The organism is Pseudophaeobacter sp. EL27 (assembly GCF_900313025.1).
Taxonomy (GTDB): Bacteria; Pseudomonadota; Alphaproteobacteria; order Rhodobacterales; family Rhodobacteraceae; genus Pseudophaeobacter.
Map to the genome: position 1 here is coordinate 594989 of NZ_OMPQ01000009.1, position 26842 is coordinate 621830.

The window sequence follows — 26842 nt, forward strand, 5'->3', positions numbered from 1 at the left end:
ACTGTCGGCTCAGTGACTGCTCTCAACCCGAAGCGGTCATGGACATGGAGCTCCGCGCCAAGGATTCTGTTGGAGCGAAGGTTTTCAGCAGACGTTAAAACGATTCAGCACATTTCTGGTAACCTGCGCGACCGCTTTGTCCCCGCGAAGGAGACCAGCGATCCACTCTGTTGTGCCCGCATGAAAAACTGCGCCCTTGCCGCGCGAAAAACACACAATCATACCCGATCCGCGGTTTACCCGGGCCAATGTGACCTCATTCGTGTTGCCGTGCCGCAGTTCGGCGACAAATTTTGCGTCTTCATCTCCGACGAACAGCGTTTCACCATCGCCAGCAGCATCTTCACGCAGCCGGGCAAGACCGAGGCCGAGGATTTCCAAGCTCTCCGGCAAAAACTCTGCCGGTACGGGATGCGGTAAACCGTCCTCTATCCGGTATTGCAGCCCGTCAACTTCGTAGCCGAAGATCTTTGACTGTGCGCCCAGAATGTCCCCATAGCCAAGATTGGCATCCGCAAAGGCCCAATGATCTTCACGATAGATTGTAAAGCCACCGGCCCCCCGAGGGGCCAGGCCGCCAAAACCAGCGTACAGCCCTGATGTTGCATCAAGACCAAAGGTTGCCCGCCCCGGATAGCCGATCTCGGGCGCTTCCCAGGAGCTGGTCGTCAGATGCGAATGATCGGACCCAAACAAAGGATCTTCGGCGCGCGCACGATATTTGTGGCATATCTGGCGGTCACCGGTGTCACTGATCCTGATCTGCCACATGAAGTTACCAGCGAAGCGCGCGACATTTCCGCCTTGATCGACATAAGCGTCGATGGCCTGCCGCATGGGCCTGCTCCAATACTCGTCGTGACCTACGCAAATGACGCAAGGCACGTCCTTCAGCACAGAGGGATCCCGGTGCAGATCGCGCTGACTGAGAAACTCCAGCGCATACCCCTGTTCCTCCGCCCAATGCACAAAGGGGCGTTCATACATGGCCCAACCTGCCGAGGCGTATTTTTTTGAATATCCCTGTTCCCAGGCCCATTCCATATGCGGATATAGCGGGACACCCTCGCCAGGCGGTTGCGTCGGCAATGTTCTGGGCGCACCAGCTGGAAGCGAGACCATGCCGCGCGCGAAGGGCCGCTGAACGCTCAGCTCTGGCGAGAACCTATTACTGACGCCATCAATAATTCCCTCGTAATGGTTCGACCCGCCCCAATCATTATATGCATTCCACGTTCCATCAGCGACCAGCAATACCGCGCGTCGGGTCTGATTGTGATCGGCGCGGATCAGGACCAAATGCTCTGCCGATGCACCGTCGCCTGCGGTCAGAACCAAGCGGCAAATACAAGAGGGCCAGTCCGGGTTCACTGGAATATGCGCAACCTCAGGCCAGCCGCACCCAAGGACAGATGCGTTCTCCGGGGTTTCTATCCAGCCCGCAGCAGCGGAGCCGGACCATAACAGCCGGGGTGTCAAACCGTCGCTCCAAAGATCAAGCCGGATGGTGCTTGCGGTGCTGATCGCGTGAACGCCAATGCTATCACCGGCCCCACACGAAAGACGGTCGGTATAACACCAAGCCTCAGGCACCTGGTCACCGCGTGGCGTTTCATACCACTGACGCAATTGTACAGGTACGGCTGTGTCCCCTCGGGAGACAAAATTCGGATTTTGACTGAGGCGGTTCGTACTTAACATCACAGCCCTGTGCTCGCTGGTCCATCCGAAAGGAAATTCAGGTATTGGCCAACGTAGTCCATTCCCACCACTTTGGCGAAACCCTCCATTATGCGACCAGTGACCGCCCCCGGAACACCGCCGCTATAGGGGGCACCGTTCAGCGACGCGACCGGGCATACGCAGAGGCTGGTTGAAGTGAAGAACGCTTCTTGTGCGCTCACAGCCATGTCATATGGCAAATCCTGTTCCCGGACAGGGATGCCCAAATCAATGCAAACATCAATCGCCACTTGTCGGCTGACACCCGCCAGAACGCAGTCTGTTGTCGGGGTCAGTACAACACCGTCCTGGACCACGAAGAAATTACAGCCCGCGCCTTCGGCGATATTCCCTTTAAAATCCGGCATCAGTGCCCAAGCGCCAGGATGGTAGGCAGAGATTTCTTTCTGCGCCAGTATCATGTTGAGATAGTTATTGGTTTTCGCATTGGGGTTGATCGCGCCCGGCGCAATCCTGCACCGTTCAGTTAATCGCGCATCGATGCCATGTCTGAAAAACGGGGCTCTTGCCCGCAACGGTATAGGAATACAGTCAATAACAACCGTCGCCCCGGAATTCCGAGCAGGCTCCCCATCGAAATTCTGCAACCCGCCGGTCACCCGGAGTGTGACCCAATAATCTTCTCCCGGGCGCAGCATCGGCGAATTGTGCTCAACGAGGTTTAGGGTCGCCTCAAGCATCTCTTTGCGCGACATGCCTGCGTCGATCCTGGCGTAGGCAAGGCTTTCAATCAGCCGATCCATGTGTTCTTCAAGCTTGAAGATCTTGCCGTTGAAAGTTCGCCAAGTATCGAAAACGCTGTCTCCGTACACCAAACCGAGATCCCTTATGGAAACGGCAGCGTCTCTTTCGGGCACATACCGCCCGTTTACATAGGCAAATCGCTCAGACACTTCGAATCCTCCTGCAGCGCATTTATACTCTTTGCAGTCAGGAAGCTCGGCGTCGGCTCTATTTGCGACATTGAATGCATGAAGGTGCTTTCTGCAAATGTCACTGCCTGCGGATACCTTTCCATAACTTGTCGGTCAAAGCGACAACCGTCCAGTATGCGGATGACTGCAGTCAGCCCTAAGCAGCCTTTGCTCCAGCACCACACTTTCTGAAAGCAGACATTTGCAGTGCATAGCCGCAGTAGTCCTGATGCGGACAAAGCGACCTTTCACAAATTCGAAGTGTATGTCCGCTTTGGGTCGTGCGCATGTTGTTTTTTCCGGGTTCGGGTGGCCGACTCGTCAAATTGTTTCCGATAACCACGAGCAAAAGTTTCAGGGTTATCATATCCGCAAAGTCTACTGACCTCGCTGATCCGATAGCTCGAATTCTGCAAAAGATTCTTGGCCTGCGACAAGCGGAGATAGCGGTAATATGCTGACGGAGTCTGCCCGAGATGCCGTTGAAACAATCGCGCCAGTGTCCATTCAGGTAAGTCGAGTTGGTTGCCAACCTCCGCGATACTGAGCGGATCGGAAATATGGGCAAGCATTAAGCCGACTGCGCGGCCAAGGTTGCGGTCCAGGCGCATGAGCGATGTCTCAGTCAGCATCCTTTGTTGAGGTCCAACATGTTCCGTTGGGCGATACGTCAGAATTTCAGCAACACGGCGAGAAAGATCGCGGCTGTTGAACCGCGCAATCAGTGCAAGCGTCATGTCAAATGTCGCCACCCCACCTGCGCTAGAGCAGCGGTTTTCGGATAAATCGAACAACCTGTCTGCAAACATCTGATCGGCATAGGCCTCGCGGTAGCCGCGCAATGCTTCAAAATGCACGGCGGCGGGCGCATTGGGAAGCAAGCCCGCTTCGGCAAAAATCATCGCGCCAGTGTCAACGCATCCCATCATCGATCCGGATCTTGCCTTGGTGCGCAGCCACGCCAAAAGCGGTTTTGCCAGTGCCTGTTCAGGCGCGTAGGACGACACCATGAGGACGATATCAGCGCGTTGATCGTCCAGCTGGATGGATTGCAATTCAAACCCACTCGAGCTGCTAACCAGGCCGCCATTCGCCGTCAAAACACGCCAGTTCCAAACCCGCGTGCCAAGCTCCCGATTGGCCACACGCAACGGCTCGGTGATCAGGGTGAGGGACAGAATGGGAAAATTTTGGGTTAGAACAATATCAACTTGGATCATAATCCGCCCCGCTCATCTGTGGATTTTGATCAAGCAATTGCCTTTTACTGTCAAGAAGATTGCAGTCCCTAGGGCTAATCTCACGTCAGGAGGACCTTTGATGTCAGATTTGCCCACGACCCCGGATTTCGATAGTTGGCCTGTGACGGAAACCGTGCAGACGGCGACACTCACAGAGCATGGTTTGCGCATTACTTGGTCTGATGGGCGCAGCAGTGACCACCATGTTTTGCTGTTGCGTGAAAACAGTCCCGACCCAGTCACAACGCACCCCAAGGCCCGAGAGATGGCAATCGCCCCGACAGATATCGCCGACGATGTGAGCATCACAAAGGCGGAAATCCTGACGTCTGGCGCAATCCGGGTGACTTTCTCGGACGGAATAGAAACGGCCTATCATCCGGGGTGGTTGTTTGGGGCGGCGTGGTTTGGACCGGAACCCACGAAACCAGTCGTTACGTGGAACGCCACCGAGCAACCCGAGCCCCCAACTTTTGATGGCCCTGTAGCCCTGAAAACCCCCGAGGTCTTCCTGCAATGGCTGGAGGCCCTGCGCGACTATGGCGTGGCGCGGTTGCGCAATCTGCCACAGCAAGACGGGTTGCTGGAACAGATCGTGACGATGATTGGCCCGATCCGAGAAAGCAATTTCGGACGTCAATATGTTCTTGAAATAAAGGATGATCCAGACAGCCAAGCCTATACCTCGGGCAGCCTGCTTCAGCACATTGATCTGCCAACACGTGAATTGCCGTTTGGCCTTCAGTTCCTCTACACGCGGGACAACACCACAACAGGCGGCGAAGGCATCTACGTAGATGCCTACCGGATCGCGGAAGATATGCGACACGCCGAACCCGAGCACTTTCAATCGCTGATCACCGATGTCTGGGAATACAACAATCGCGCCAGGACATCAGACTATCGCGGCAAAGGCCCGGTTGTAGAAACCGATGCCAATGGCGCGCTAACCGGAGTGCGATACAATACCTTCCTACGCGCCCCGATGAAGGCTCCGTTGGACATACAGGCGCGCGCATACAAAGCCTATCGTGCATTCTGCGCACGCGCGCAAGATCCGTCATATCAAATGAAAATTCGCTATGAAGCTGGCGATTTTTTGGCCTTCGACAATCGGCGCGCGCTGCATGGCCGCGCCGGATACGACGCCAAAGGCGGATCACGCTTTATCGAAGGCATCTATGCGGATCGCGATGATCTTCATTCCCGCATCCGTACCACCAAACGCCAACTTCGTACCAAAAGCACCACTTGAGAAAGGAATCCTTTATGACCGCCACTCTAGCCACATCATCGCGTACTTGCTCGGACGCCGAATGGCAAGCGCGCGTCGACCTTGCCGCGCTGTTCCGAATTGTCGCCCATTACGGAATGTCTGATCTCGCCAACGGTGCAATTTGCGCGCGCGTTCCGGATCAGCCAGATCACTATCTTGTCCACCCTTACGGGATGTTCTGGGAAGAGGCACGCGCCTCGGACATGGTCAAGATCAATGCAGATGGTCAGCCCGTCGATCCGGATGCGCCCTGGCTTAATGATGGGGTGCAGAACCTATGTCAGTGGATATTGGGCTCACGCAACGACGCGAACTTCTTTGTTCATGGGCATGAAGAAGAGGTGATGGCGGTTGGCTCCATCGAGGACGGAATTTTGCCGCTCAACCAACCGGCAGTCTATCTGGGCAATATTACGGGCTACATCGAATACGAATTCGAAGAGGACGACGCCTTTGGAGATCATTTTGTTGGCCAATTTAGCAATAACCAGATCCTGATAAGTCGCAACCACGGATACTACGCATTGGGTGAAACCGCGGCGGCTGCGTTCTTCCGAGCCTACTTCCTTCGCCAAACCTGCTCCACGCAGATCAAGACACTTTCCATGGGGCGAGAATTGCATCTGATCGACCCCCAGAAAGTAGCGCGATACCAAGATCAAATGGCGGCATCGGAACACTACAACTACAATGGCAAAACTGAATGGCCGGGGCTAATCCGAATGCTTGACAAACGAGATGCGGATTACGCGACCTAACCAGTCATTGAGATGGTCGGTGGAGGGCGAAGCCGCCCTCAAGCCGGCCACAAAATCTTTTGACTGTGGACTTTCGCTACACAGCCAACAGGAGGAACTTTGGGCTCGAAGCGGTCATTATTCAGTATACATGCTCTCGAGAAAGCTAGCCTTGCTCCCGGTTGGGATAGTGTCCATTTCCAAGTCCAGAAAAAAAAGACGTGTCTGATCCATCTACAACGAGGAGTTTGGCTGCAAGTTGAGGAGAACAGCGTGCGTGATCTGCGCTGTACTTGCATTTCCACCTAAATCCAGCGGTAATAGTCCGGCAAGAAGAACACGTTCCACGGCTTGTTCTATGGAACGCGCAGCTGGAGCAACTCCAAAGCCATACTCGAACATCATGCCAACCGAGAGGATGGCCCCGATGGGGTTGGCGATGCCTTGTCCGGAAATATCCGGAGCACTGCCATGGGTTGGCTCATAAATCCCGCCCTTTACGGGACGATCAGCTTGGGCTACCGCTGGCAAGGTCGCCGAGGGAAGCATACCCAAAGACCCAGACACCACGGCAACCAGATCCGACATGAGGTCGCCAAATAGATTGTCGGCCAAGAGCACGTCAAAGTTCCGTGGGGCGCGGGCTACGGCATAGAGCGCGTAGTCCATCAAAAGGTGGTCAAGTTTGACATCAGGGAACTCCTCGCGCCCAATCCGGTCGACAGTTTCACGCCAAAGCCTGCCGCTCTCCATGACATTCGACTTGTCCAGGGATGTGACATGATTCCGCCGCCCGCGTGCGGCCTCGAAGGCACAGCGGGCAATACGCTCAACCTCGTGTGTTCGGTATTCGCTGATCTCAAAGGCGCGGGTTTGACCATCGGGAAGGACCTCACGGCCCCGTGGCTCGCCATAATAAATCCCGCCCGCGTTTTCCCGCACCACCAGAAGATCAGCCCCATCCACAACATCCTTTCGGTAGGGGGTCCGGGACAGCAGGGGCTTCCATGACCTTGCCGGTCGCAGGGCATTGAACACATCCAGCTCAATCCGCAGACGCGTCAGACCATCTGTCTCGGTGATGGGGCCATCTACTCGGATGCTGTCCCACTTTGGCCCGCCAACGGCACCCACCAGCACGGCGTCCGCAGCACGCGCCTTGGCCGCAACACCGTCGGTGCAAAAAGTGCCGTGTGCATCCCAAGAAACCCCACCAAGAAGATCTTCTTCGATTTCAATGGGCACATCGAATTGAGCCGCTGTGTGGCGCAGTACTTCCAGCCCGCTGGTGACAACTTCCGGCCCGATGTGATCTCCTCCGAGAGCCAGAATTTTGAACGGGCCGCTCATCCTGCCATACCCTGGCGCAGAACCATATGCATAGCATCCGGGTCAAGATCCCTCTGCAGCAAGCGCAGGCTGGAATGAAAGTCGTCCAGATCCACCGAGGATGTCAGAACCGCCCGTGGCGGCGTTTCTGGGGTAAACCCTGTCCGGCCATGCAGCAGCCGCTGGTTGTCGAACAGCAACCCTTCTCCCGCTTTCAAGTCCAGGGTCAGGCAGAGGTCCTCATCGTAGAGTATCGTAAAAAGCCGTTTCAGAGCACGATATGCAGGAACAACCTGATCAGCGGGCACATCCAGGGGTGAGATTTGCCGTTCGTTCATCCGCACACCGCAAACTTCTCCCTGTTCGTCCAGCTGAATGACCGGCAAGCGGGATTTGTACCAGCGTTCGTTGCCATGGCTATTGTCGCCGGGGTCAAAGCGCTGACAGGTAATCTGCATACTGCACAGCATGTCAAAATCTTCGGGCCAGCTTTCCTTCAGCCGCCGCACCGCCTCAAACCCGTCTACCAGTGTGGAGGCACCTCCGTTCGAGCTGGGATGCAGAACTTGAAAAACAGTAACCCCTATTGCAGCATAGCGGTAGGGCTCGTCCATATGCGGATCAAGTGGGCCTGTGGTATCCCCCACATTGGTAACGGTTTTCTTTGTTTTAAGTGTGTAAGTTCCAAAATGCGTCTGCCTTTGCGCGCCAACCAGGTCGATCATCCGCGAGCGCTCTGCACTGTCTTTGGGGGCATCGGTGATCTTGCAAAACCCATAGTCCCTTACGGCTTCCAGAATACGCAGCCTGGCCGCAGGATCAGCTTCTGCTTCAGCCAGTGAACCGCTGGGCGGATGTGCGGCAATGGTCGCATCCCATAGGACTGGAGCCAGGCGCCTGCTGGCGCGCTCGGTGTCCGAATAGCAATGATTGCGCAGCCACCGGGCTGGATATTCCGACCGGTGCCCATCCGGCCAAACCACCCGCACTGCGGTATCTGCAAAATCGACACCTGATAGTGTGATCGTCTCGTCAAAGTGCTGCAAACGGATGCCGCGCACCCCTGTCTCCGGTGTTCCGCATTCCGGGCACCAGCATTGGTGCCGTAGCCAGATAGCGTGAAAGCGGCTTTCATGGCCGTCCCCCCATTGGACAGCCAAAAGACCGTTTTGAGAGGTGACTGATCGGATGCTGTGGCGTTCAGTTCGCATGATTTTGTTCCTGTGAGTTTCCTGTCGGCCATAAGGCAGCGACGGAATTGATTTGACAAATTCCAATTTATCACAAGATGGTTGAGCTGCCCTCAACTATGGAAGCCCTATGCTGCCCGACCCCAGAGATCCATCTTATCTTGGCGCATTGATCTATTTTCATCATGCCGCCGAAGCATTGAGTTTTTCGCGTGCTGCGCGTGCTCTTAACGTGACGCCTTCAGCAGTTAGCCACCGTATTACCGCATTGGAAATGGCATTGGGAAAACGCCTATTTGAGAGGCGCGTGAGAGAAGTTCACCTGACGCAGGACGGCAACGAACTGGCAAAGGCAACGGCAAGGGTCTGGAAGGAACTTCAGGGTGTTACCGAACGATTGATCGCTCAGGAGGTGCTGCGGGTATCTGTTGGTCCATATTTGTCGTCGCAATGGTTGCTTCCGCGCCTCGGGAAGTTTGAGGCGCAACATCCTAGCTTGCGTATTGATTTGATCCACACGATCGGACAACCGGACTCCCGTTTGGCAGACATTTCGATTATCTGGTCCGAGCAGGAAGATCCTAAATCAAAAACTTCACAGTTGTTCGACACAAAAGCCATTCCGGTGGCAGCGCCCGGATTGCAAGTTGATGATGCCTTTTGGGATGGGAACTTTACTCCGATCCATTACCGGGACCGCAGCACCTGGCGTCATTGGCTTTCGGCGATCGGAGCACCAACAAACTTTGCAGATCGAGGCGAGATTCTGGAAGAACCTCATATTGTTCTGGAGGCCGCTGCTTATGGTCGGGGCATTGCAATTGGCTTCCTGCCCTTCATCGGAAAGTTTTTTGAACAAGGCCGACTTGTTCCCTTGGGATCGAAAACCGTCGTTTCTAGCCGAGGCTACCGAATGGTTGTCAACACAAGCGAACGACCGATGGCTGACCTATTTGCTGATTGGGTCAGCCGCCAAGCCAAAGAGGAGGTGATTTCAGCGCCAACCGAGGCAACATATGGGTCAAGTTGAGCAATTCGCTTCATGTGGCCAATCCCGTCTGAAAATGTCCGCTTCAGCGAAATTGGCTGAAGTTTGCAAAGCCCGCTCTCTGCGTTGACTGCAGAATTGACGATCCAACGCTACGGTGGTTCAATTTCCGCTTTCGGGAAACTGGCCACAGACCTCGCAACGGCCGCATTGATGTCGTGGCACACTCTATCGAAGACCGCTTCGGGCTGGCTGCCGTCATCTAGCGGCTGGGAACTGGTGCGGAAACGCTGCGGCCCTGCTGCCGCACCGCCGCATGTCCGCTTCGAGCCCAGAGTGACTAATGCTGCGGTTTCAACTAACGGCTGCTTCGTAAATATTAAAAGAGCATTGTTGGTTGGCTGATCCGTTTTGCGGCACGCCAAAGGTTATTTCGCAGACGTTACTTCAATGATCGCCCCGATCAACTTTGTGATGTCACTCTCCCCCAACCGTGCGACGTTCACGCGGCCGCCTTTTACGACGTGGATTCCATGATCGCGTGTCAGGGCCGTTTCTTGGGCTTCGGTCAGTGGCAGGAGCGAAAACATGCCGGATTGCTTCGCAATGTAAGCAAGCCGGTCGGTGTCAAACTCGGCGCGTTCGACATCCGCTATCTGTTGGCGCACTTGGGCAACGCGGGCGCGCATCTGGTCGAGCTCATTGCGCCAATGCGTTTTCAGCGCTGGGTCTTGCAGGATCGTGCGCACAACCGATGGTCCATGATCCGGCGCATGCGACGCGCCGGAGCGGACAATCGCGGAGACGGCCCGGTGTATGCGGTCGCGGTCAGGCCTCTGCGTTTTCACAAACAGCGCCCCGGCCCGGTCACGGTAGATGCCAAAGGTCTTGGACAGGGTGATACAGACAATACATTCCGGGAAACGCGCTGCGATCTGACGCGCCATAGCGCAATCGGCGTCCCAGCTTTGGGCAAAACCCAGATAGGCAAGGTCGATCCAAGGAATGATGCCGCGCGCTTCCAGCACATCCAGCAGCGCGTCGAATTGCACGCGGCTCATATCTGCGCCAGTCGGATTGTGACACAGGCCCTGCATCAAAAAGACATCGCCGGGTTTGGCGGCGGAGAGCCCCTCCAGCATGCGATCAAAGGTGATCTCGGCTTTGATCGGGTCGTAATAGGGCAGATGCGCGAAACGGGCGCGGGCGGCGGTGAGGATCGGGACGTAATTGCCATAGGTCGGTGTTTGCAGCCAGACGGTGGGCGGCGTGGGTATTTGCGCCAGTAGATCCGCCACCACCCGCAACGCGACAGCCCCGCCAGAAGTTTGGGCAGACACCCATCCGTCATCATAAGCCTTGCCCAAAACCTCATGACCCAGCACCCGGCAATAGTCAGCATCGCCTGTTAAGGCGAGGTAGGATTTGCTGGTCTGGGTCTCGACCAACCTTTGTTCGGCCAGTTTGACCGCTTTCAGAACGGGTGTTTGGCCGTGTTCATCCTGATAGATCCCCACCGTAAGGTTGAGTTTCTCTCGGCGGGGATCGGCAGCGAAATATTCCGCCCCAATCATGATGGGATCTATCGGATAGGTCTCAACCTTTTCGAACATAGCGTCAGGTCACTTCTTGGCAAAAACGCCGGTGGTCACGACGGTTTCGAAATATTCGACCTTCAGGTCAAAAGACTGCAACAGTTTCTGGGTGCTTGGCTTAACCACAGCGTCGTCAAACGCCCCTTTTTCGAAATGCCCTGCAGCGTCCAGATCAGACCACAGGCTGGTGACAACCAGCTCATTGTCTGTGCCGCCGACCTTGACCGCGATCGTCGCCCCAAGATGCCCCGGAAGCTCTGCCATTTCCGCAAAGGTGTTGCGTTCCAAATGCTCAGCATATTGCTGCAATACCGCATCAGAACCAGCCACAGCACGCCACCATCGAATGATCATTTACTGCCCTTTTCCAAGTTCTTTAGCACGCGTTTGGCACGCCGTCATGGCGTTGGAAATGATCTGGCCAAAAGCGTTGTTTTGCATCGAGACAATCGCCGCTTGGGTGGTCCCGTTTGGCGAGGTAACGCGGGCGCGCAGCTCTTCGGGGGGCACATCGCCCTGCGCAGCCATGGTTGCCGCGCCCAGAGCCGTTTGCACGGTCAAGGCAGCGGCGTCTTCGCGCGAAAGCCCCAGAGCCGTGCCGGCTTTGATCATCTCCTCGATCATCAGGAAATAATAGGCCGGCCCGCTGCCCGACACCGCTGTGACAGCATCCAAAAGTTCTTCTTGTTCCACGGCAACACAGATGCCGAAGGATTCAATGATCTTTTGGGCCTCCAGGCGCTGCACCTCTGATGTGTGGTCATTGACATAAAGCCCCGTCGCCCCGAGGCCCAGCAAGGCAGGCGTGTTGGGCATGGTGCGGGCAAGCGCAACTGGTCCAAAGAGTTGTTCCAAAGTCGCAATCGTCACCCCTGCAGCGATGCTGAGGAGCAGCTTTCCCGACAGGTCTGTGTTCATCTGGCCCGCAAGGGCGTTGATAACCTGCGGTTTGACCGCCAGCACGATGGTATCTGCAATGGCGGCCGTGGCCACATCATCTGTGATGTGCACGCCATGCTCAGCCGCAAGACGGTCCCGCTGGTCGGCGTTCGGGTCGACAACCGTGATCCGCGAGGGTTCCCAACCGCTGGCAATCAAGCCGCCAATGATCGCAACCGCCATATTGCCGCCGCCGATGAATGCAATCTTTTCCATGATTTAGAAGCTCGTGATGACGGTTGCACCGATGGACTGGAACTTGTCCATGTTCATCAGGGCCTCGGGGGCTGCGTCGATGCTGATCTTGTCACCCACCAACCGGGCCGGGTCCAACTTACCGCTTTCGACCATGTCGAGCATCGCGCCGTACCGATGGGCCTGCATCCCGTGAGAGCCGAGCAATTCGATCTCTTGGCCCACAATCTTGGGCATTGGCACGGCGGGGGCCGCGTGATCGCCCAGCATCAGACCGACCTGAATATGTTTGCCCCGTGGGCGCAGACAGAGGATCGAGTTGGTCATCGTCGCCGGATGGCCAAGCGCGTCAAGCGAGACATGCGCGCCGCCCTTGGTGATCTCTTGGATGGCCTCAACCACGTCGCCTTTGCCATCGATGGCCGCAACCGCGCCAAGCTCTTTGGCCAGGGCCAGTTTGGCCGGGTCAAGGTCGACGCCAATCACATTGGCCCCGGCAGCGCTGGCGATCATCACCGCCGACAGGCCGACACCACCACAGCCATGGATCGCGACCCACTGGCCCGCGCTGACTTTGCCCTGGTCAATCACCGCCCGGAACGAGGTGGCAAAGCGACAACCCAGACTGGCCGCTGTGGCGAAATCCATCGCCTCGGGCAAGGCGACCACGTTCAAATCGGCCTGATGGATCGGTACATATTCCGCAAAGCTGCCCCAATGGGTAAAGCCCGGCTGCTCCTGATGCAGACAGGTCTGCTGGTTGCCGGTGTGGCACTCGCCACAGGATCCGCATCCGCAGATGAACGGCACGGTGACGCGGTCGCCCACAGTCCAGTTCTTCACATCCTTTCCGACAGCCTCAACCACACCGGCCAATTCATGGCCCGGGATATGTGGCAGATCGATATCGCTGTCATGGCCCATCCAACCGTGCCAGTCGCTGCGACATACGCCGGTGGCCTCAACCTTCAAAACAACGCCATGCGCTTCGGGGGTCGGGTCCGCCACGGTTGCAACTTTTGGGGCTTCTTGAAATTTCTCGAACAGGACAGCTTTCATGGCGGGATCTTTCGATTTTGGTTTTGGATGGAGGTTAATCTAACATCAAATCTGGAAATAGATTTGCTAATCTGCCTCTATTCCGGGCATATTGGGGCAGGAAATCGAATATTTTGCAGTTCGTCTAGGGGATTCCACTAATGGCAGCCATCGACACGGTCAACGCCCAGATTCTCGACCATCTGCAGCGCGACGGGCGCATGACAAATGCCAAGCTGGCCGAGCACTTGAACATGAGCGAAACACCCTGCTGGCGCCGTTTGAAGAAAATGGAAGAGGCTGGGATCATCGAGGGCTACCAGGCCAACCTCAGTCGCCGCAAACTGGGCCTGGGGGTGATGGCCTTTGTGCAGTTGAGCTGTTCCGAACATGATCAGGCAGCCACGGCCGAGTTTCAGCGTATTATCGAGGTCACACCCAACATACTCGCCTGCCACAACACAACGGGCGAGGATGATTTCTTACTTATCGTGGTCGCTCGTGACTTGGACGACTACAGCACTTTTGTCGACAGCACATTGCGACGCTTGCCCGGTGTGACCAGTATTCGCTCAAATCTCTCTCTCAAAGAGATGAAGGCATCGAGCAAGCTGCCGGTGCGAGTTGCGGAGGGTTAAAGGCTCTTCCAGCAACGGACATTGGTACAACCGCAGTGAGCCGCCCCACTTGAGTGGTCCACATTGAAAGTTAGTGCATGATTGGCCTTTGGTCCATCGGAACGATGACCTCTGGCGCAGGTGGGCGGTAGCCCAGAGCACTATTTGGTCGTTTGGTGTTGTAATGGTTCCTCCATCTTTCAATGATGATTTGGGCTTCACGTAGCGAGTAGAAGATTTCGCCGTTCAGCAACTCGTCGCGCACCCGCCCGTTGAAGCTCTCACAATATCCGTTCTCCCAGGGTGACCCGGGTTCGATGTAGGCAGTCCTTGCCCCAACCGCCTTGATCCAGTCTCTGACGGCCTCAGCAATGAACTCAGGGCCATTGTCCGACCTGATGTAGGCAGGCACGCCTCGCAGGATGAATAGATCCGTCAGAGCGTCGATTACTTCAGCCGAATTCAACTTCCGCTTCCCCCGGATAGCCAGGCATTCCCGGCTGTGTTCATCCAAGATGTTGAGCGTCCTAAAGGCTCTGCCGTCGTCTGTTCTGTGGTGTACGAAGTCATACGACCAGACGTGATTGCGATACTCAGGACGTAAACGGACACACGATCCATCATTGAGCCAGAGCCGTCCTTTCTTAGGTTGTTTCATGGGCACTTTAAGCCCCTCACGTCGCCAAAGCCGTTCGACGCGTTTGTCGTTCACTTGCCAGCCTGCGTCTCTCAACAGGGCAGCGACTCGACGGTAGCCATATCGACCAAACTGGCGCGTCAGCTCGATCATATCCTCAACCAAGCGTTCTTCGTCAGCGCGTCCACGTGGTAAGCCGTAGCCCAAAAGATCGCCTTCAGCCCGGCCGTGGTCAGTCAGGCCATCCGCAACCGCTACAGCGGAAACATGCACAGCATTGAAAGCCGGGTGCGGGAGGTCTTCATGAGTGCCCCGGTGCTCTGCCCCGCCCGAAAAACCAAGATCGAGAGTGCTGTCTGCCTGCAATATCGCCGCCGCGCTGAGACCTGGACCCATGGCAGCCCCTTCCGCGTCAAGATGATCCGCGCCTGCTGGGCATGCCCCAAGTTCAACAAGAGTGATGAAGAATGAAACCAGCTCTCACAATCCCGCGAGTCCTCCCACTCGCGACCAAACTCGCCATCTGGCTCCGCAATCTCGCCGACCGGCTGGATCCCACCGGAGCCTGACACCCTCACCACCCCAGCGCCATCGAGCGCACAACCCGCCAGAAGGAACACAACACCATGTCAAACAAGATCACCAAACAGGATCTCGCCCGAAGCATAGCCGACGCCCTCGGGCAAACCCAGGAGGCGACTGCTGCGACGGTAGATGCCTTTCTCGATCAGATCACCCAAGCCATTGAAGACAGCAACGAAGTCGCACTTCACGGCTTTGGTGGCTTCAAGCGTAGCGAGCGGGCTGCCCGCCTAGGCCGCAACCCTCCAACCGGCGAACCGGTCCAAATCGCAGCAGCGTCTTCGCTGACCTTCAAACAGGCCAAGGCCGTGAAGGACCGCCTCAACACGTAACCCAAGCGAAACCCGTCCGTCCTAGCCGAGCGTGGTCACCAGGGCGCGGCGGCCCTGGTCTGATGAGCAGCCAATCCAACCCATTTTGAAAGAAACCACTCATGACCAACGCCCAGAATCCGACTCCTGAAACACCCTTTTGAGCCCGCCAAAATTCCCGATGGGGTTGTCATGGTCGATGGCAAGGAGCACCGCACCGACACCAAAGGCTCTTTGGTGCCCATCACATTGGTGAAGCCCCGAGATCTGCTCCAGGACGAAACCACCCGCAAAATCATGGGCTATGCAATTGCTTTGAGCGAACAAGCCTCCCGGTTCAAAGCCCATGTCGCTGAGGATATCAGCCTCTTTGAGGAGATCCTTGCGCTTGAATACGAGGCCAAGATTGGCGGCCCAAAGGGCAACAAGACAATCATGCCTATGACGGTCTTTTCCGGATCTCAGTCCGCACCGCAGATAAATACGAGTTCGGGCCCAAGCTGCAGGTTGCCAAGAGCCTGGTCGACGAATGCATGAATGAGTGGGCCGCAGATGCGCGCGACGAGCTCAAAGTCATCGTGACCGAGGCCTTTGACGTCAACAAAGAGGGTGAAGTCAGCCGGGCTGCTCTGCTGCGCCTGAAGAAGTGGAACATCGAGGACGAACGCTGGCTCCGCGCCATGCAGGCCATCAAGGACGCCGAACGCGAAGTGGGCAAAGCGACCTATTTCCACTGCCACCGCCGCAAATCGACCGATGCGCCCTGGGAAGCCATCACCATTGATCTGGCAAAGGCATAGGGGGCGGTCGTCATGGCAATGTCAGAAGATCAGATCCGCGAGGCAATGCGGAAGAGCTTCAGCGCCTATGCAACGGTAACGCGCCGGGCCTCAATCGTCTGGGGCGGTCGTCTCGCGGTTGCCAAAGCCGAAGCTGAATTGGCGAAAGTACCTCCTGAAGACTTCGAAGCGATTGCACGAGAAGAGGCCGCTTTAGCCGACAGGTGTATGGCTTCCGACGCGACAGCATTGCACCCGGTCGTCCCGTTCCTGAGCGAGGTTTCCTCATGAGCCGTGCCCTGCAACGCAAGATACACGTGGGTTGTCGTGAGCTTGGCATGGACAGTGATGCCCGCAAAGCGCTGCAGCTTGTCGTAACCTGCAAGGCCTCCATGACGGACATGACTGAAGCCGATTTAAACGCCGTTTTAAAGCGCCTTAAACAGGACGGTTTCAAAGCCACCTCCGGTGTGAAGAAACACGCCAAAGCCTCTCGTCCGGATCTGCGCCTGGTCCATGTACTTTGGCGTAAACTTGGCGACGCGGGCGAGCTCCGGGATGCAAGCCGCAAAGGCCTGAACACGTTCATCCGCGCCCGGTTTGAAAACGCCTGGAGCAACGTGCCTGCCGATGTGGACATGATGCGAGACCACCAAGAGATCGACCAGGTCATTCAGGCCCTCAAAAGCTGGGGCAAGCGCGTCGACATAAATTTTGATTGGTCGGATCATCGCAAATGAGGGGTGAGTTCAAACCATATCTCCCAGGTGTTCTGGCGCTGATTGCTGATAACATCAGCGTTGAGCTCGCCGTCCGCCTTGCCAAGCAGCGCGGAGGGCGTGAAGTCTATATCGCCAAGAACCCTGCCCCCGGCAGCTCAATTTCCAAAATCGTGGGGCAAGCCAATGCACAAAAGCTCTACAAACTGCTGGGCAGCGGCAAGATGCTGGTGCCTGCCGGAAACATCAGCGGCCAAACCGGACGGCGCCAGCGGATCGCAATGCTTCTGGACCAGGGTCTGAGCCATTCGCGCATTGCAGCCGAAGTGGACGTCCACGTCCGCACTGTGGAACGCGTATCCGCCGAGCTGCGCTCCCCAAGGGAACAGCGGCAATCCGATCTGTTCCTGTAAATCCAGATCGACCAACTGATGGCAGACAGAAAAAACTCCCTCCACCTGGAGCCTCGCAGTACATTTCTTGGCTGAATTTTGCCCAATCCTCCCTCTTCACCCCCGCCAGCTGAAAATCGCAGGGAGGGAGTGTTCTGAGGGTCGCCGTTAAATACCACTTAAACGGGGTACAGACGCGCTTGTGAAAATTTCCGACCCGGAGTAGCGTTCACCAGAAAACTGCGCTCAGCGGCCCGCAAATCGAGCCCCACAGATCTTCCCATATTCCCAGTTGATGCGTTTTGAGCGACCTCCCGACACGTGACAGGGAGTTATCGACCGACCGATGTCGGCATCACAGTCACATGACAGATGCACAAACAAAACCAAACCTCCTCACCTGTGACGAAATGATCGATCTCGGGATGAACGTGCCAGAAATGCTGGAAGACCTGGAAGACCACCTAGGTCCGGAGGCCGTCTGGAAACTGACAAGCCTTTTTGGAGGTATTGAGGCCTACATCCCTCACCCGCATAAGAAGGCGCAATCACTTGCAGCCCAGCAACTTGGKGATCCMATCACAGATTGGATCTACAAAACCTATGGCGCAGGCCGGATCAACATCCCGCTGGGGCCACAATCAAGCCGGGCAGTGAAAATGGCAGCATTCCGGGTGGCCCTGCTCAGTGGCAAATCGCAACGGATCATCGCTCAGTCTCTCGGCTGCAGTATTCGCACCGTGGAGCGCGCAAAACGCGAGTTGGTAGACGCAGGGTTTCTGTAAGGAGCTTGGGGTTTGAGAGGCTCTGCGGTCCCAGTTCCACCTGAGCTCCTCGGTGACCGCGTCTAGCACCCAAAGGCGGGAACTGGGGGGACAGATTTTAAGGCTGCATCGAAGAGTAGTAATGAAAGCGTCGCAAGAATTGCCGTTAAAGTCGCTGCAATGTAAGTTCTAAGGTTCTTCAGAATGCTCTCCTTTACATAAAGGAGGATCATTCATGCAAGATGACAAATCACGCGCCAGCCGTTCAGGGGGCCGGTCTGCCCGCCGTGCGACACGTGAGGCGCCAGACTTTGGCATGTTGCCAGGATTGGTGAACCAACTCCCATTTTGCGAGGTCATGGACGAAGAGCAAGTTCGCCGTATCGATGACGCCTCGATGTCGATCCTTGAGAACGTTGGCATCGTGTTTCGCGACCCCATCGCACTGGAAGACTGGCGGCGCGCGGGTGCGGATGTCGAAGGGGAGTTGGTGCGTATAGATCGCGGTTTGATCCGTGAGTTGATTAAAACAATCCCATCCGATTTCACCTATCACGCCCGTAATCCACAGCGTAATATCAAGTTGGGTGGCAAACACGGGATGTTCATTCCCATGACTGGTGCGCCCTACTTGCGCGACCTTGATGACGTCCGCCGCAATCCAACGCTTGCCGATCTGGCCATGTTCCACAAGCTGGCTCATATGATGCCCAGCCTACATTCCTCCGCGCATCATATTGTGGAACCCTATGACCATTCGATCAGCCAGCGACACCTGCGGATCACCTATTCGTCGATGAAGTATTCCGACAAAACATTCATGGGGATGACCACCAGCCCGAAGAACGCAGAAGACGTGCTAGACATGTGTGCGATCCTGTTTGGCACCGATTTCATCGACAAAAACCCTGTCGTGACAGGAAATTGTAACGCCAACTCTCCGTTGGTCTGGGACGAGACAATGCTCGGCGCGATGCGGGCATTCAACAGGCGCAATCAACCGGTGCTGTGCTCCCCTTTCGTGTTAGGCGGAGCAAATACACCTGCTTCTGTGGCTCCTACTGTTGCGCAACTCAACGCCGAGGCGCTCAGTGCGTTGGCCTACACTCAGGTGATCCGTAAAGGTTGCCCTGCGATCTATGGCCATTATCTGGCAACGGTATCAATGAAGTCCGGTGCGCCCATGGCAGGCACTCCTGAGATTAGCACCATGAACTTTATGATTGGCCAGATGGCCCGTTACTATGGCATCCCATGGCGCAGTTCGACCACACTTGGCGGCTCAAAAGTTTTGGATGCGCAAGCCGGATATGAGAGCGCCTCGTCTCTGTCAGCCGTCGTTCATTCTGGTGCAAATTACATGTGGCATGCAGCAGGATGGAACGAGGCGGGAATGCATTGTTCCACGGCCAAATTCATCGTGGACGCCGAGCAATGCGCGATGGCCTACCGGATGGCAGAGGGGCCGCGTTGGGATGACTTTGACGAAGGCATCGCAGCCATTTCCGATGTAGGACCCGGAGGCCACTACCTTGGCCACCCACATACCCTGGAGAATTTTCAGCGCGCTTTTTTTATGCCTGACATGCTGGACAACAACTCAATCGAACAATGGCAGGCCGAAGGCAGTATTGAAATCACAGAGCGTGCGCTGATCCGTGCCCGAAAACTACTGAGCGAATATCAAGAACCTAAGCTGGACGAAGCGACCGATGAGGCGCTACTGGCCTATATTGAAAAGCGCGAAAGTGAGATCCCCGAGGCCGATGCATTAAATCAGGACTATTGAGGTTTCCATGAAAGACGATCCACTTCTTGAGCCTTTCCAGCTAAGTCACCTCACCCTTCGCAACCGCATTATGAGCACTGCACATGCACCGTCTTATGAGGAAGGTGGACATCCAAGGAGCCGATATCGGCTCTATCATGAGGAGAAGGCGAAGGGCGGTATTGGTCTGACTATCATAGGGGGCTCCACAAACATCGCGCCCGACAGCCCATCTGTGTTTGGTCAGCTCTATGCAGGTGATGACAGTATCATTCCGTGGTTTCAAAAACTGACGGATGGGGTGCGATCACATGGTGCTGCCATTATCTGCCAAATCACGCATATGGGGCGTAGAACCGCGTGGGATGACGGACATTGGCTCCCTGTTGCGGGGCCATCTGGCACACGGGAACGAGCGCACAGATCCTTTCCCAAAGCCATGGAAATAGAAGACATCAACCGTGTTATTGTACAATTCGCGGATGCGGCGAAGCGCTGCCAACAAGGCGGCTTTGATGGTATTGAACTGTTGTCCCATTCACATCTCCTAGGGCAGTTTTTGTCCCCTCTGATCAATCACCGTGATGATGACTATGGCGGCACGCTCGACAATCGCTTGCGCTTGACACTCCAAGTCTTGGAAGCAGTGCGTGAAGCCGTAGGGCCCGACTTGGTTTTGGGCATGCGTGTCACGGGAGACGAATTAGCTGAGGGTGGGCTTAGCGCAGACGAATGTGTGTTGATTGCCAAGGAAGTCGCAAGAACCGGTACTGTCGATTTCCTCAACATTCTTGCAGGCGCACCCTATGACGATTTGGGGCTTGCCGGTTGGGTCCCACCGATGGGTATGCCCTCGTCTCCACATTTGACCGTGGCTGGCCGCATCCGCAGTGCGGTGGATATTCCAATTTTCCATGCTGGTGGCGTGGCAGATATTGCTACGGCTCGGCACGCGGTTGCGGAAGGTCATGTGGACCTGATCGGAATGACCCGAGCAAATATGGCTGACCCCCATCTGGTGGCAAAGCTGGCGCGTGGAGAGGAAGAGCGCATCCGTCCCTGCGTCGGCCTCGGTTATTGCGTGGATCGTGTTAATCAGGGCAAGGCCGCTGTCTGCGGGCACAATGCGGCTACGGGCCGAGAAGCCGTAATGCCACATCAGATCGCGAAGGCAACCACGCCCCAAAAGGCAGTCATCGTGGGTGGCGGCCCCGCTGGGCTGGAAGCCGCGCGCATCTGTGCCCTGCGGGGCCATGATGTAGTGCTGTTCGAGGCAAGTGACCGTCTGGGAGGCCAGTTAAAGCTTGCCAGCATGGGCATGACCCGTCGCCAAATATGGGGTGTTGCCGATTGGTTGATCAATGAAGTCACGCAGCTGGATGTGGATATCCGCCTGAACACGTATGTTGAGGCGCAAGAGGTCGAGGCTGAAGCCGCTGGTATTGTCATCGTTGCAACGGGAGGTTGGCCGGATGCACCCCCAATCTCTGGGGCTGCGTTCACTTCGTCGAGTTGGGACGTCCTTTCGGGCGAGGTGCGGCTGAATGGTGAAGTACTGCTATTCGACGAAGTGGGGGATCACCCTGCAATGGTCTGCGCGGATGCCATGGCGCGCATGGGCTGTGCAGTGCAACATGTCTCGCCGGATCGTGCAACGGCACATGATTTGGGGCCGACGAACTCTGCCGTGGTTCTTCGAGACCTCGCAAAGCAGGGCGTGGTATTCACCTGTTTCCGAGATTTGATCAGCGTGGCGCAGGCAGGCAATCGCAAAGAAGTCATGTTGCGTCATGTTCTTACGGGCGAGACCTCCATTCACTTCGTGGACCATGTGATCATCGAGCAAGGAATAACTCCAATGGACGCGCTTTATCACGAGCTGAAAGCTGGATCACGCAATGCGGGCCAGATGGATCAGGCGGCGATGGTTAGTGGCCTACCGCCATTCAACTTGATCCCCGAGGGAGACAATTACCTACTAGCGCGGATCGGCGATGCCGTCTCTGGCCGCAATATACACGCGGCCCTTTATGATGCCCTGCGGATTTGCAAAGATATCTAAGCGATCTTTTCTCGGTAAGGCCTCACGTGACTGAAACGGCTCCTCTCTCACCTCAACATTTCCAGTTTCTCCTGGTCGAAAACTTCTCGCACCTCGCGTTTTCTTGTGCTGTGGAACCTTTGAGGATTGCCAATCATGTCGCGGGTGCTGACCTCTACTGCTGGTCGTTCGCATCACAAGACGGCGTATTTGCCCTTGCGTCGAATGGATCAGAAACTCGTGTTTCACTGAACTTCAAACAGGCGGGCGATGCCGACTATGTGTTCGCGCTATCTGGTCTTGGTGTACAAAGCGCTGCCACTACAAGCTTGCTAGCGGCGATCCGACGCGCTCGTGTCCATGGTGCGCGTATCGGAGCATTGTGTTCTGGAGCATACATTCTCGCCGAAGCTGGATTGTTGGATCAACAACGGGCCGCTATCCACTGGCACTACCACGACTGCTTTATGGAGGAGTTCCCTGAGGTCGGCCTGAGCCGGGCTGTATTCGTTGCTGAAGGCCCAGTCATCACAGCCTCTGGTGGCACCGCAACCGCCGATTTAATGTTGCACTTGATTTCAAAATGCCACGGTGAAGATCTCGCGATAGAGGTGGCAGATCAGATGGTTTACAATGCCGTACGCGATGCGGATGCGGTGCAACGCGTGTCGTTGCAATCGCGCCATGGTATTAGAAACGAACACCTGACCCGCGCCATTCAACTGATGAACGAAAGCATCGACGCCCCACGCCCCCCTTCGGTAATTGCCCGTGAGATTGGCATTTCCGGACGGCAGATGGAGCGCCTGTTTGGTCGCTATTTGAGCTGTTCCCCAAAAAAATACTACGTTGATCTGAGGCTGCATAAGGCGCAGAGACTTCTGGTTCAGACGGACATGTCAGTCACCGAAGTTGCTTTTGCCACTGGTTTCAACTCTCCAACACATTTCTCCAAAACTTACCGCGTTCAGTTTGGAGTTTCACCAAGAGACCAAAGAACCAAGATCGAATAGGCCCAGTGTCGTCGACCCCTTATCCTCCCTAAAAACTTCTTTTGCTCGTTGAAACTGAAGCAACAAACAGTTTTGACGCACTTCCGAAGTCCCCAAAATCAGATTCGAATGCATCGTAGCCGTTGGTCGGAACAAAAGCCTGCAGTGAAGACGGTTCAAATCTGCCTGACGCCACATGTGATACGAGTGTTTCAGAGACGCTATCAGACTTTTTGAGTGTGCTTCCCGCGCCCAAATGTCAGCGGTGGTTGTAGTTGCAACTTCCTAGTCAATTGGCGTGAAGGGCCGAAGCCAGCTCATAATAGCCATGGACAGAACATCAAGTCCGGTAACGGGCGCCCTTCAGGACAGTATGCGACATCGAACGTGATACTAACCATGGAACCTTTCGCTGCGGTCGGAAAGACAACGGCAAAAAAGCCTTCCGGTTTCAAGGAGGGCCGAGAGCTGCCGTTAGCTACGTTTGCGAAGGGTTCCTGCCTTTCAAAAAACCGGTCATTCAAGTCCTCGTAGATCAAAGCCCATATGCTGCTCTGCGCACCAAGGTCAGCAATGCGCAGATTGTGACCTTTGCAAAGTCTGTCAATCTCGCCGAAGCAGACATTCAGTCAGGCAGCCGTTTGGGTCGCTTCTAGCTCGTTGCGGTCATTGACTTCCTGAGAACCTCTCCCGCCCTGCCCTTCGGCAAAAAATGGAACGGTAGTCCTGCATATTTACGGGTGCAGCCTGTTCTGGGGCGAAATCAGATCAGAGCCACTGAGGTGCAATACGCCAAACCCGCCATTCACTGCGGCAGCAAAGATACAGCCCGTGCGTACTCACACATTGCGGACGAAGCTGCCGTTATCTTATTCAAACTCAACGCCTGCCTCCTCAGTTTCCTAGACCTTCTTTACCTACAACTCACTTTTTTGGTCACACTTCGCTTCGATGAGCTGTCTAATAGAATATGACACTAAAAACAGGACCAGAAACAGCATGACCCGCATAAGCAAGATCGACATAGAACTGGCCCAGGACGGTGACGCCAAAGCCTTAGAGAGTCTTGTGCGTGGGATTCAGGACCGTGTTCATAAACTGGCCCTGCGCATGCTGGCTGATCCGAATGCCGCGCAAGATGCAACTCAAGAAATCCTCATTCGGATCGTCACAAAATTATCGACCTTTCGCGGCGATAGCAGCTTTGAGACATGGACTTACCGTGTTGCAACGAATTACCTTTTGACCGCCCGTAAGATCATCGCAAATGATCCGGGGCTTTCGTTTCAGATGTTTGCGGACGACCTGCTGAGCGGCATTGCCGATGAACAAATTGCGGCACCTGAAGAACACGTCATGCTGAACGAGCTGCGGCTGAAATGTACGATGGCGATGTTGCTTTGCCTAGATAGGGAGCACCGCGCCGCATATGTTCTGGGCGACGTGTTGGAGTTTGAACACGGGGCGGCGGCGGATGTCTTGGACATAACCCCTGGCACCTACCGCAAACGCCTGTCCCGGGCGCGCGCACGCGTTCAGGACTTCACGGCGAAAACTTGCGGTTTGGCGTCGCCAGCTGCACCCTGTTCCTGCAGAAAGCGGCTGCCGGCTGCGATGGCGGTGGGACGCATCGGCTCGTCTCCGTCTTCCGATCTAAGCGATATGCCTCGTTTTGCTGAGATTCAGGCGTTGGCGTCGCAAACCCAAACCGATCTTGTTGCTGCGAAACTTCAACGTGCGACGGGGCCACTGAGGTCACCAAAAGACTACGCCGCAGACGTGCTCAAACTTGTCGAGCCTCCCGGCTAGCTTCACCCAACCAACCCAAAGCCGAAAAGGAAATAACGATGAAACATGCATTTGCATGGCTGACGACGCTTGCCTTGGCCATTCCCCAAATCTCAAAAGCAGAAAGTCAAACCATGGCCCAAGATCAACAAGATGTACTGAAAGCAATCCAAACCATGACCAGCAATTTCCAAGGCAATGATATTGCTGGCGTCATGGCGAGTTATGAAATCGAAGCGACGGTCGTTTTTGAACCCGGATCACCCGTTTCAGATGCGGCGCAACTGGAGCAAATGTTTGCTGGTATGGCGGCGGTCAATCCGGTTTTTGAGTATGCAGGTCACGAGGTTATCGTGAATGGCGATATTGCAGTGCATATAGCACCGTGGTCAATGACAGGGAAAACGCCGGATGGTCAAGAATTGGGGCAGTCCGGCCTGTCCATCGCGGTCCTGCGGCGTCAACCGGATGGGGGCTGGAAAATGCTCATTGACAACCCACACGGTGGGCGGTTGCTTGAGCAAAATCAATAGTGACATCGGGCCGAGCAATCTGCCTCGGCCCACAACCACTTTCGTCGGTGTTGCGCGATCTTCAATCCAATCGAGCCAAACCAGACAGGACACCTCACCCCCAGAAGCAGCCACTCGACGAGGGTGCAGCATTGGTCAAAGTGGACTCAAAGCCGCCTTGCAGCGATGCAGCATGTGATTTTCACCCTGAACACTTTGTCACGGGACGGATCGGCACACCTGGTTGACTGCTTTCAGCCTAAAGCGGACATGAGTAGGCAGAACAATAGATGAAAAGCTGCCATTCTATTTTCTAAATCTGAATGGCAGCTCTCAGACTTTAGCTAGCGTTCTTGAACTCTACGTATTCGCCGCGCACCTGAACTTTGACGGTCACAGCCGCCTTGTCCCGGTTGCGCCAAAACCATCCATGTTCACCTGCAAAATCGGCAAGAATAGTACCTCCCGATCCTGTGGAGCCACGGCCTTTTTCATAGGTGACGGACTGGCCGGAACCGTGCCCATGCAGGTCAAAATTCACCCGCCCGCCTTCGACAACCATGCGGTACTCTGCCGTCTGCCCCTGGCTCATAACCAGTTTCCATTCCGCAGAGGCGCCCGGCGCCAAGGTGAAAGTGACTTCGTCGCGCCAGACCTCGGCCTCCTGCGCATGAGCTGACCCTACGACCAGGCCAAAGACATCATTGAGCAAACTGGACTGATCATCCTCAGGGATACCTATCTTTCGGTCAGCCTCGGCCTCCTGTTCTAGCTGAACCTTGATTTCGCCCATTTCCGTCAGCCCCAGCATTCGGCCTAGGCCCGTTGGGTCGATGCCATATTCGGAGGGTAAAACGATGGTTGTCAGGATCACGATGGCCGATGCCGCAGCGATGGCTGTGGATTTGAGAAGCTGCGCCGTGGTGGGCAGATCTTCCAGGGAAGGTTTGTTGGAATTAAACATGTTCTTGTCTCCATGCCGCACATCAGGCGACGAAAAATCCGGTGATCTGCAAGCCCACAAGGGTGAACCCGAGGGCCATCATCACGACGTTTGCAATATAGGCCTGGCGCAGGAAGGCAGGTGCGCGACGCCAAAATCCCATGACAATCAGGATCACACCAAGAGCGAGGACCTGTCCGATCTCAACACCGATGTTGAAGGCCAGCAGGTTGGGCAAAAGCCCCTCCGAGGCCATCTCATAGTCAAGGATCTTGGTGGCGAGCCCGGTTCCGTGGAACAGGCCAAAGATCAGTGTCGCGGCCTTGGTATTGGGCTGAAACCCAAACCAGCGTTGATAAGCGCCAAGGTTGTCGAGCGCCTTGTAGACAACCGACAGGCCAATAATGGCATCGACAACATAGGCATTGACGCCCCAGCCGAACCAGACGCCTGCCAGCATAGTGGTGGAATGCCCTAGGGCGAAGATGCTGACATAGAGGCCGACATCTTTCATCTTGTAGAGAAAAAAGACGACACCCAGCAAAAAAAGGATGTGGTCGTATCCGGTGACCATATGCTTGGCTCCCAGATACATGAAGGGAATGATGTTCACCCCCCAGATTTCCTGAATATAGCCTGCATCACCTTCGGTAACATTATGGGCGGCGGCAGTTGACGCCCAGAGCGCCAGTACTGCGAAAAGAGGGAGGATGGTCGCGCTGCGCAGGACACGATAGCGCCGACCATCCGCAAAAGCGGATTGCATGTGTTTCTCCTTGGATTGTCCGCAAAAACATGGGTGAAAGGCCGAT

26 protein-coding genes, 1 other RNA gene and 2 pseudogenes are annotated in these 26842 nt (G+C 55.7%); 17 read left to right on the top strand and 12 right to left on the bottom strand.

What is annotated here, in order from left to right; genetic code table 11:
* Nucleotides 1–84: 84 nt before the first annotated feature.
* From ED661_RS10540 to ED661_RS10550, 3 genes are all read right to left on the bottom strand, one after another.
* Nucleotides 85–1701, bottom strand: coding sequence for a N,N-dimethylformamidase beta subunit family domain-containing protein (locus tag ED661_RS10540; RefSeq protein WP_371412429.1), 1617 nt, complete (start codon nucleotides 1699–1701; stop codon nucleotides 85–87).
* Complete coding sequence (locus ED661_RS10545; protein ID WP_162930103.1) at nucleotides 1701–2636, bottom strand: aminotransferase class IV; 936 nt, start codon at nucleotides 2634–2636, stop codon at nucleotides 1701–1703. Before ED661_RS10545 ends, ED661_RS10540 begins: the two co-directional genes overlap by 1 nt.
* A gap of 269 nt (nucleotides 2637–2905) precedes the next feature.
* Nucleotides 2906–3877, bottom strand: a complete 972-nt coding sequence (locus ED661_RS10550) for a GlxA family transcriptional regulator (protein ID WP_122074108.1) — start codon at nucleotides 3875–3877, stop codon at nucleotides 2906–2908.
* Between the two features lie 100 nt (nucleotides 3878–3977).
* Here ED661_RS10550 and ED661_RS10555 point away from each other — a divergent pair, with 100 nt between their 5' ends.
* Together ED661_RS10555 and ED661_RS10560 are read left to right on the top strand one after the other, a co-directional pair.
* Nucleotides 3978–5153, top strand: a complete 1176-nt coding sequence (locus ED661_RS10555) for a TauD/TfdA family dioxygenase (RefSeq protein WP_162930104.1) — start codon at nucleotides 3978–3980, stop codon at nucleotides 5151–5153.
* A gap of 14 nt (nucleotides 5154–5167) precedes the next feature.
* Nucleotides 5168–5932: a class II aldolase/adducin family protein gene (locus ED661_RS10560; RefSeq protein WP_122073850.1), complete on the top strand. Its 765-nt coding sequence runs from the start codon at nucleotides 5168–5170 to the stop codon at nucleotides 5930–5932.
* A 213-nt stretch (nucleotides 5933–6145) separates the two neighbouring features.
* Here the strand turns inward: ED661_RS10560 and leuB are convergent, their stop codons facing one another.
* Nucleotides 6146–7261: a 3-isopropylmalate dehydrogenase gene (gene leuB / locus ED661_RS10565; protein ID WP_122073851.1), complete on the bottom strand. Its 1116-nt coding sequence runs from the start codon at nucleotides 7259–7261 to the stop codon at nucleotides 6146–6148.
* Entirely contained in the window at nucleotides 7258–8451 is a 1194-nt protein-coding gene (locus ED661_RS10570) for a TauD/TfdA family dioxygenase (RefSeq protein WP_122073852.1), read from the bottom strand. The genes leuB and ED661_RS10570 overlap by 4 nt, the downstream gene beginning before the upstream one ends.
* A gap of 109 nt (nucleotides 8452–8560) precedes the next feature.
* Between ED661_RS10570 and ED661_RS10575 the strand changes: the two genes are divergently transcribed.
* Nucleotides 8561–9460, top strand: a complete 900-nt coding sequence (locus tag ED661_RS10575) for a LysR family transcriptional regulator (RefSeq protein WP_122073853.1) — start codon at nucleotides 8561–8563, stop codon at nucleotides 9458–9460.
* A 386-nt stretch (nucleotides 9461–9846) separates the two neighbouring features.
* Here the strand turns inward: ED661_RS10575 and ED661_RS10580 are convergent, their stop codons facing one another.
* Genes ED661_RS10580 through ED661_RS10595 form a run of 4 tightly spaced genes read right to left on the bottom strand, consistent with a single transcriptional unit; the run spans nucleotide 9847 to nucleotide 13206 of the window.
* Nucleotides 9847–11031, bottom strand: a complete 1185-nt coding sequence (locus tag ED661_RS10580) for an aromatic amino acid transaminase (protein WP_122073854.1) — start codon at nucleotides 11029–11031, stop codon at nucleotides 9847–9849.
* 9 nt (nucleotides 11032–11040) lie between these two features.
* A complete protein-coding gene (locus tag ED661_RS10585; RefSeq protein ID WP_122073855.1) occupies nucleotides 11041–11367 on the bottom strand; it encodes a hypothetical protein in 327 nt (108 codons plus the stop codon).
* Nucleotides 11368–12168 carry a pyrroline-5-carboxylate reductase gene (gene proC, locus ED661_RS10590; RefSeq protein ID WP_122073856.1) on the bottom strand — a complete coding sequence of 267 codons (801 nt, stop codon included), beginning with the start codon at nucleotides 12166–12168 and terminating at the stop codon, nucleotides 11368–11370. It lies immediately after the preceding gene.
* Between the two features lie 3 nt (nucleotides 12169–12171).
* Nucleotides 12172–13206, bottom strand: a complete 1035-nt coding sequence (locus ED661_RS10595) for a zinc-dependent alcohol dehydrogenase family protein (RefSeq protein WP_122073857.1) — start codon at nucleotides 13204–13206, stop codon at nucleotides 12172–12174.
* A gap of 140 nt (nucleotides 13207–13346) precedes the next feature.
* On the opposite strand from ED661_RS10595, the gene ED661_RS10600 reads away from it, so the two are divergent.
* Nucleotides 13347–13823 carry an Lrp/AsnC family transcriptional regulator gene (locus ED661_RS10600; protein ID WP_122073858.1) on the top strand — a complete coding sequence of 159 codons (477 nt, stop codon included), beginning with the start codon at nucleotides 13347–13349 and terminating at the stop codon, nucleotides 13821–13823.
* 70 nt (nucleotides 13824–13893) lie between these two features.
* Here the strand turns inward: ED661_RS10600 and ED661_RS10605 are convergent.
* A pseudogene (locus ED661_RS10605) lies at nucleotides 13894–14634 on the bottom strand (IS3 family transposase); the annotation flags it as partial.
* Nucleotides 14635–14706: 72 nt separating this feature from the next.
* On the opposite strand from ED661_RS10605, the gene ED661_RS10610 reads away from it, so the two are divergent.
* From ED661_RS10610 to ED661_RS10670, 13 genes and pseudogenes are all read left to right on the top strand, one after another.
* Nucleotides 14707–14910, top strand: coding sequence for a hypothetical protein (locus ED661_RS10610; RefSeq protein WP_122073859.1), 204 nt, complete (start codon nucleotides 14707–14709; stop codon nucleotides 14908–14910).
* A 155-nt stretch (nucleotides 14911–15065) separates the two neighbouring features.
* A complete protein-coding gene (locus tag ED661_RS10615) occupies nucleotides 15066–15353 on the top strand; it encodes an HU family DNA-binding protein (protein ID WP_216822449.1) in 288 nt (95 codons plus the stop codon).
* Nucleotides 15354–15356: 3 nt separating this feature from the next.
* An RNA gene (locus ED661_RS10620) (hammerhead ribozyme type II) lies at nucleotides 15357–15429 on the top strand.
* A 95-nt stretch (nucleotides 15430–15524) separates the two neighbouring features.
* Nucleotides 15525–16132: pseudogene (locus ED661_RS10625) on the top strand (DUF3164 family protein).
* A gap of 12 nt (nucleotides 16133–16144) precedes the next feature.
* Complete coding sequence (locus ED661_RS10630) at nucleotides 16145–16402, top strand: hypothetical protein (RefSeq protein ID WP_122073860.1); 258 nt, start codon at nucleotides 16145–16147, stop codon at nucleotides 16400–16402.
* The gene (locus tag ED661_RS10635) at nucleotides 16399–16851 is read left to right on the top strand and encodes a gp16 family protein (protein ID WP_122073861.1); all 453 of its coding nucleotides are present in this window, start codon (nucleotides 16399–16401) and stop codon (nucleotides 16849–16851) included. The genes ED661_RS10630 and ED661_RS10635 overlap by 4 nt, the downstream gene beginning before the upstream one ends.
* Complete coding sequence (locus ED661_RS10640; protein ID WP_122073862.1) at nucleotides 16848–17243, top strand: helix-turn-helix domain-containing protein; 396 nt, start codon at nucleotides 16848–16850, stop codon at nucleotides 17241–17243. Before ED661_RS10635 ends, ED661_RS10640 begins: the two co-directional genes overlap by 4 nt.
* Before the next feature lie 344 nt (nucleotides 17244–17587).
* Nucleotides 17588–18007: a helix-turn-helix domain-containing protein gene (locus ED661_RS10645; protein ID WP_122073863.1), complete on the top strand. Its 420-nt coding sequence runs from the start codon at nucleotides 17588–17590 to the stop codon at nucleotides 18005–18007.
* 214 nt (nucleotides 18008–18221) lie between these two features.
* Nucleotides 18222–19775 (top strand): trimethylamine methyltransferase family protein, encoded by a 1554-nt coding sequence (locus ED661_RS10650; protein ID WP_122073864.1) that lies wholly within the window; start codon nucleotides 18222–18224, stop codon nucleotides 19773–19775.
* A 7-nt stretch (nucleotides 19776–19782) separates the two neighbouring features.
* Entirely contained in the window at nucleotides 19783–21816 is a 2034-nt protein-coding gene (locus ED661_RS10655; RefSeq protein ID WP_122073865.1) for an NADH:flavin oxidoreductase, read from the top strand.
* A 26-nt stretch (nucleotides 21817–21842) separates the two neighbouring features.
* Nucleotides 21843–22808 (top strand): GlxA family transcriptional regulator, encoded by a 966-nt coding sequence (locus tag ED661_RS10660; RefSeq protein ID WP_122073866.1) that lies wholly within the window; start codon nucleotides 21843–21845, stop codon nucleotides 22806–22808.
* Between the two features lie 978 nt (nucleotides 22809–23786).
* Nucleotides 23787–24596 (top strand): RNA polymerase sigma factor, encoded by an 810-nt coding sequence (locus ED661_RS10665; RefSeq protein ID WP_162930106.1) that lies wholly within the window; start codon nucleotides 23787–23789, stop codon nucleotides 24594–24596.
* 38 nt (nucleotides 24597–24634) lie between these two features.
* Nucleotides 24635–25108, top strand: a complete 474-nt coding sequence (locus ED661_RS10670; protein ID WP_122073868.1) for a DUF4440 domain-containing protein — start codon at nucleotides 24635–24637, stop codon at nucleotides 25106–25108.
* Nucleotides 25109–25427: 319 nt separating this feature from the next.
* On the opposite strand, the gene ED661_RS10675 is transcribed toward ED661_RS10670, so the two are convergent.
* On the bottom strand, nucleotides 25428–26051 hold the full coding sequence (locus ED661_RS10675; protein ID WP_122073869.1) for a transmembrane anchor protein: 624 nt from the start codon (nucleotides 26049–26051) through the stop codon (nucleotides 25428–25430).
* Nucleotides 26052–26073: 22 nt separating this feature from the next.
* A complete protein-coding gene (locus ED661_RS10680) occupies nucleotides 26074–26796 on the bottom strand; it encodes a HupE/UreJ family protein (RefSeq protein ID WP_122073870.1) in 723 nt (240 codons plus the stop codon).
* Nucleotides 26797–26842: the final 46 nt, after the last annotated feature.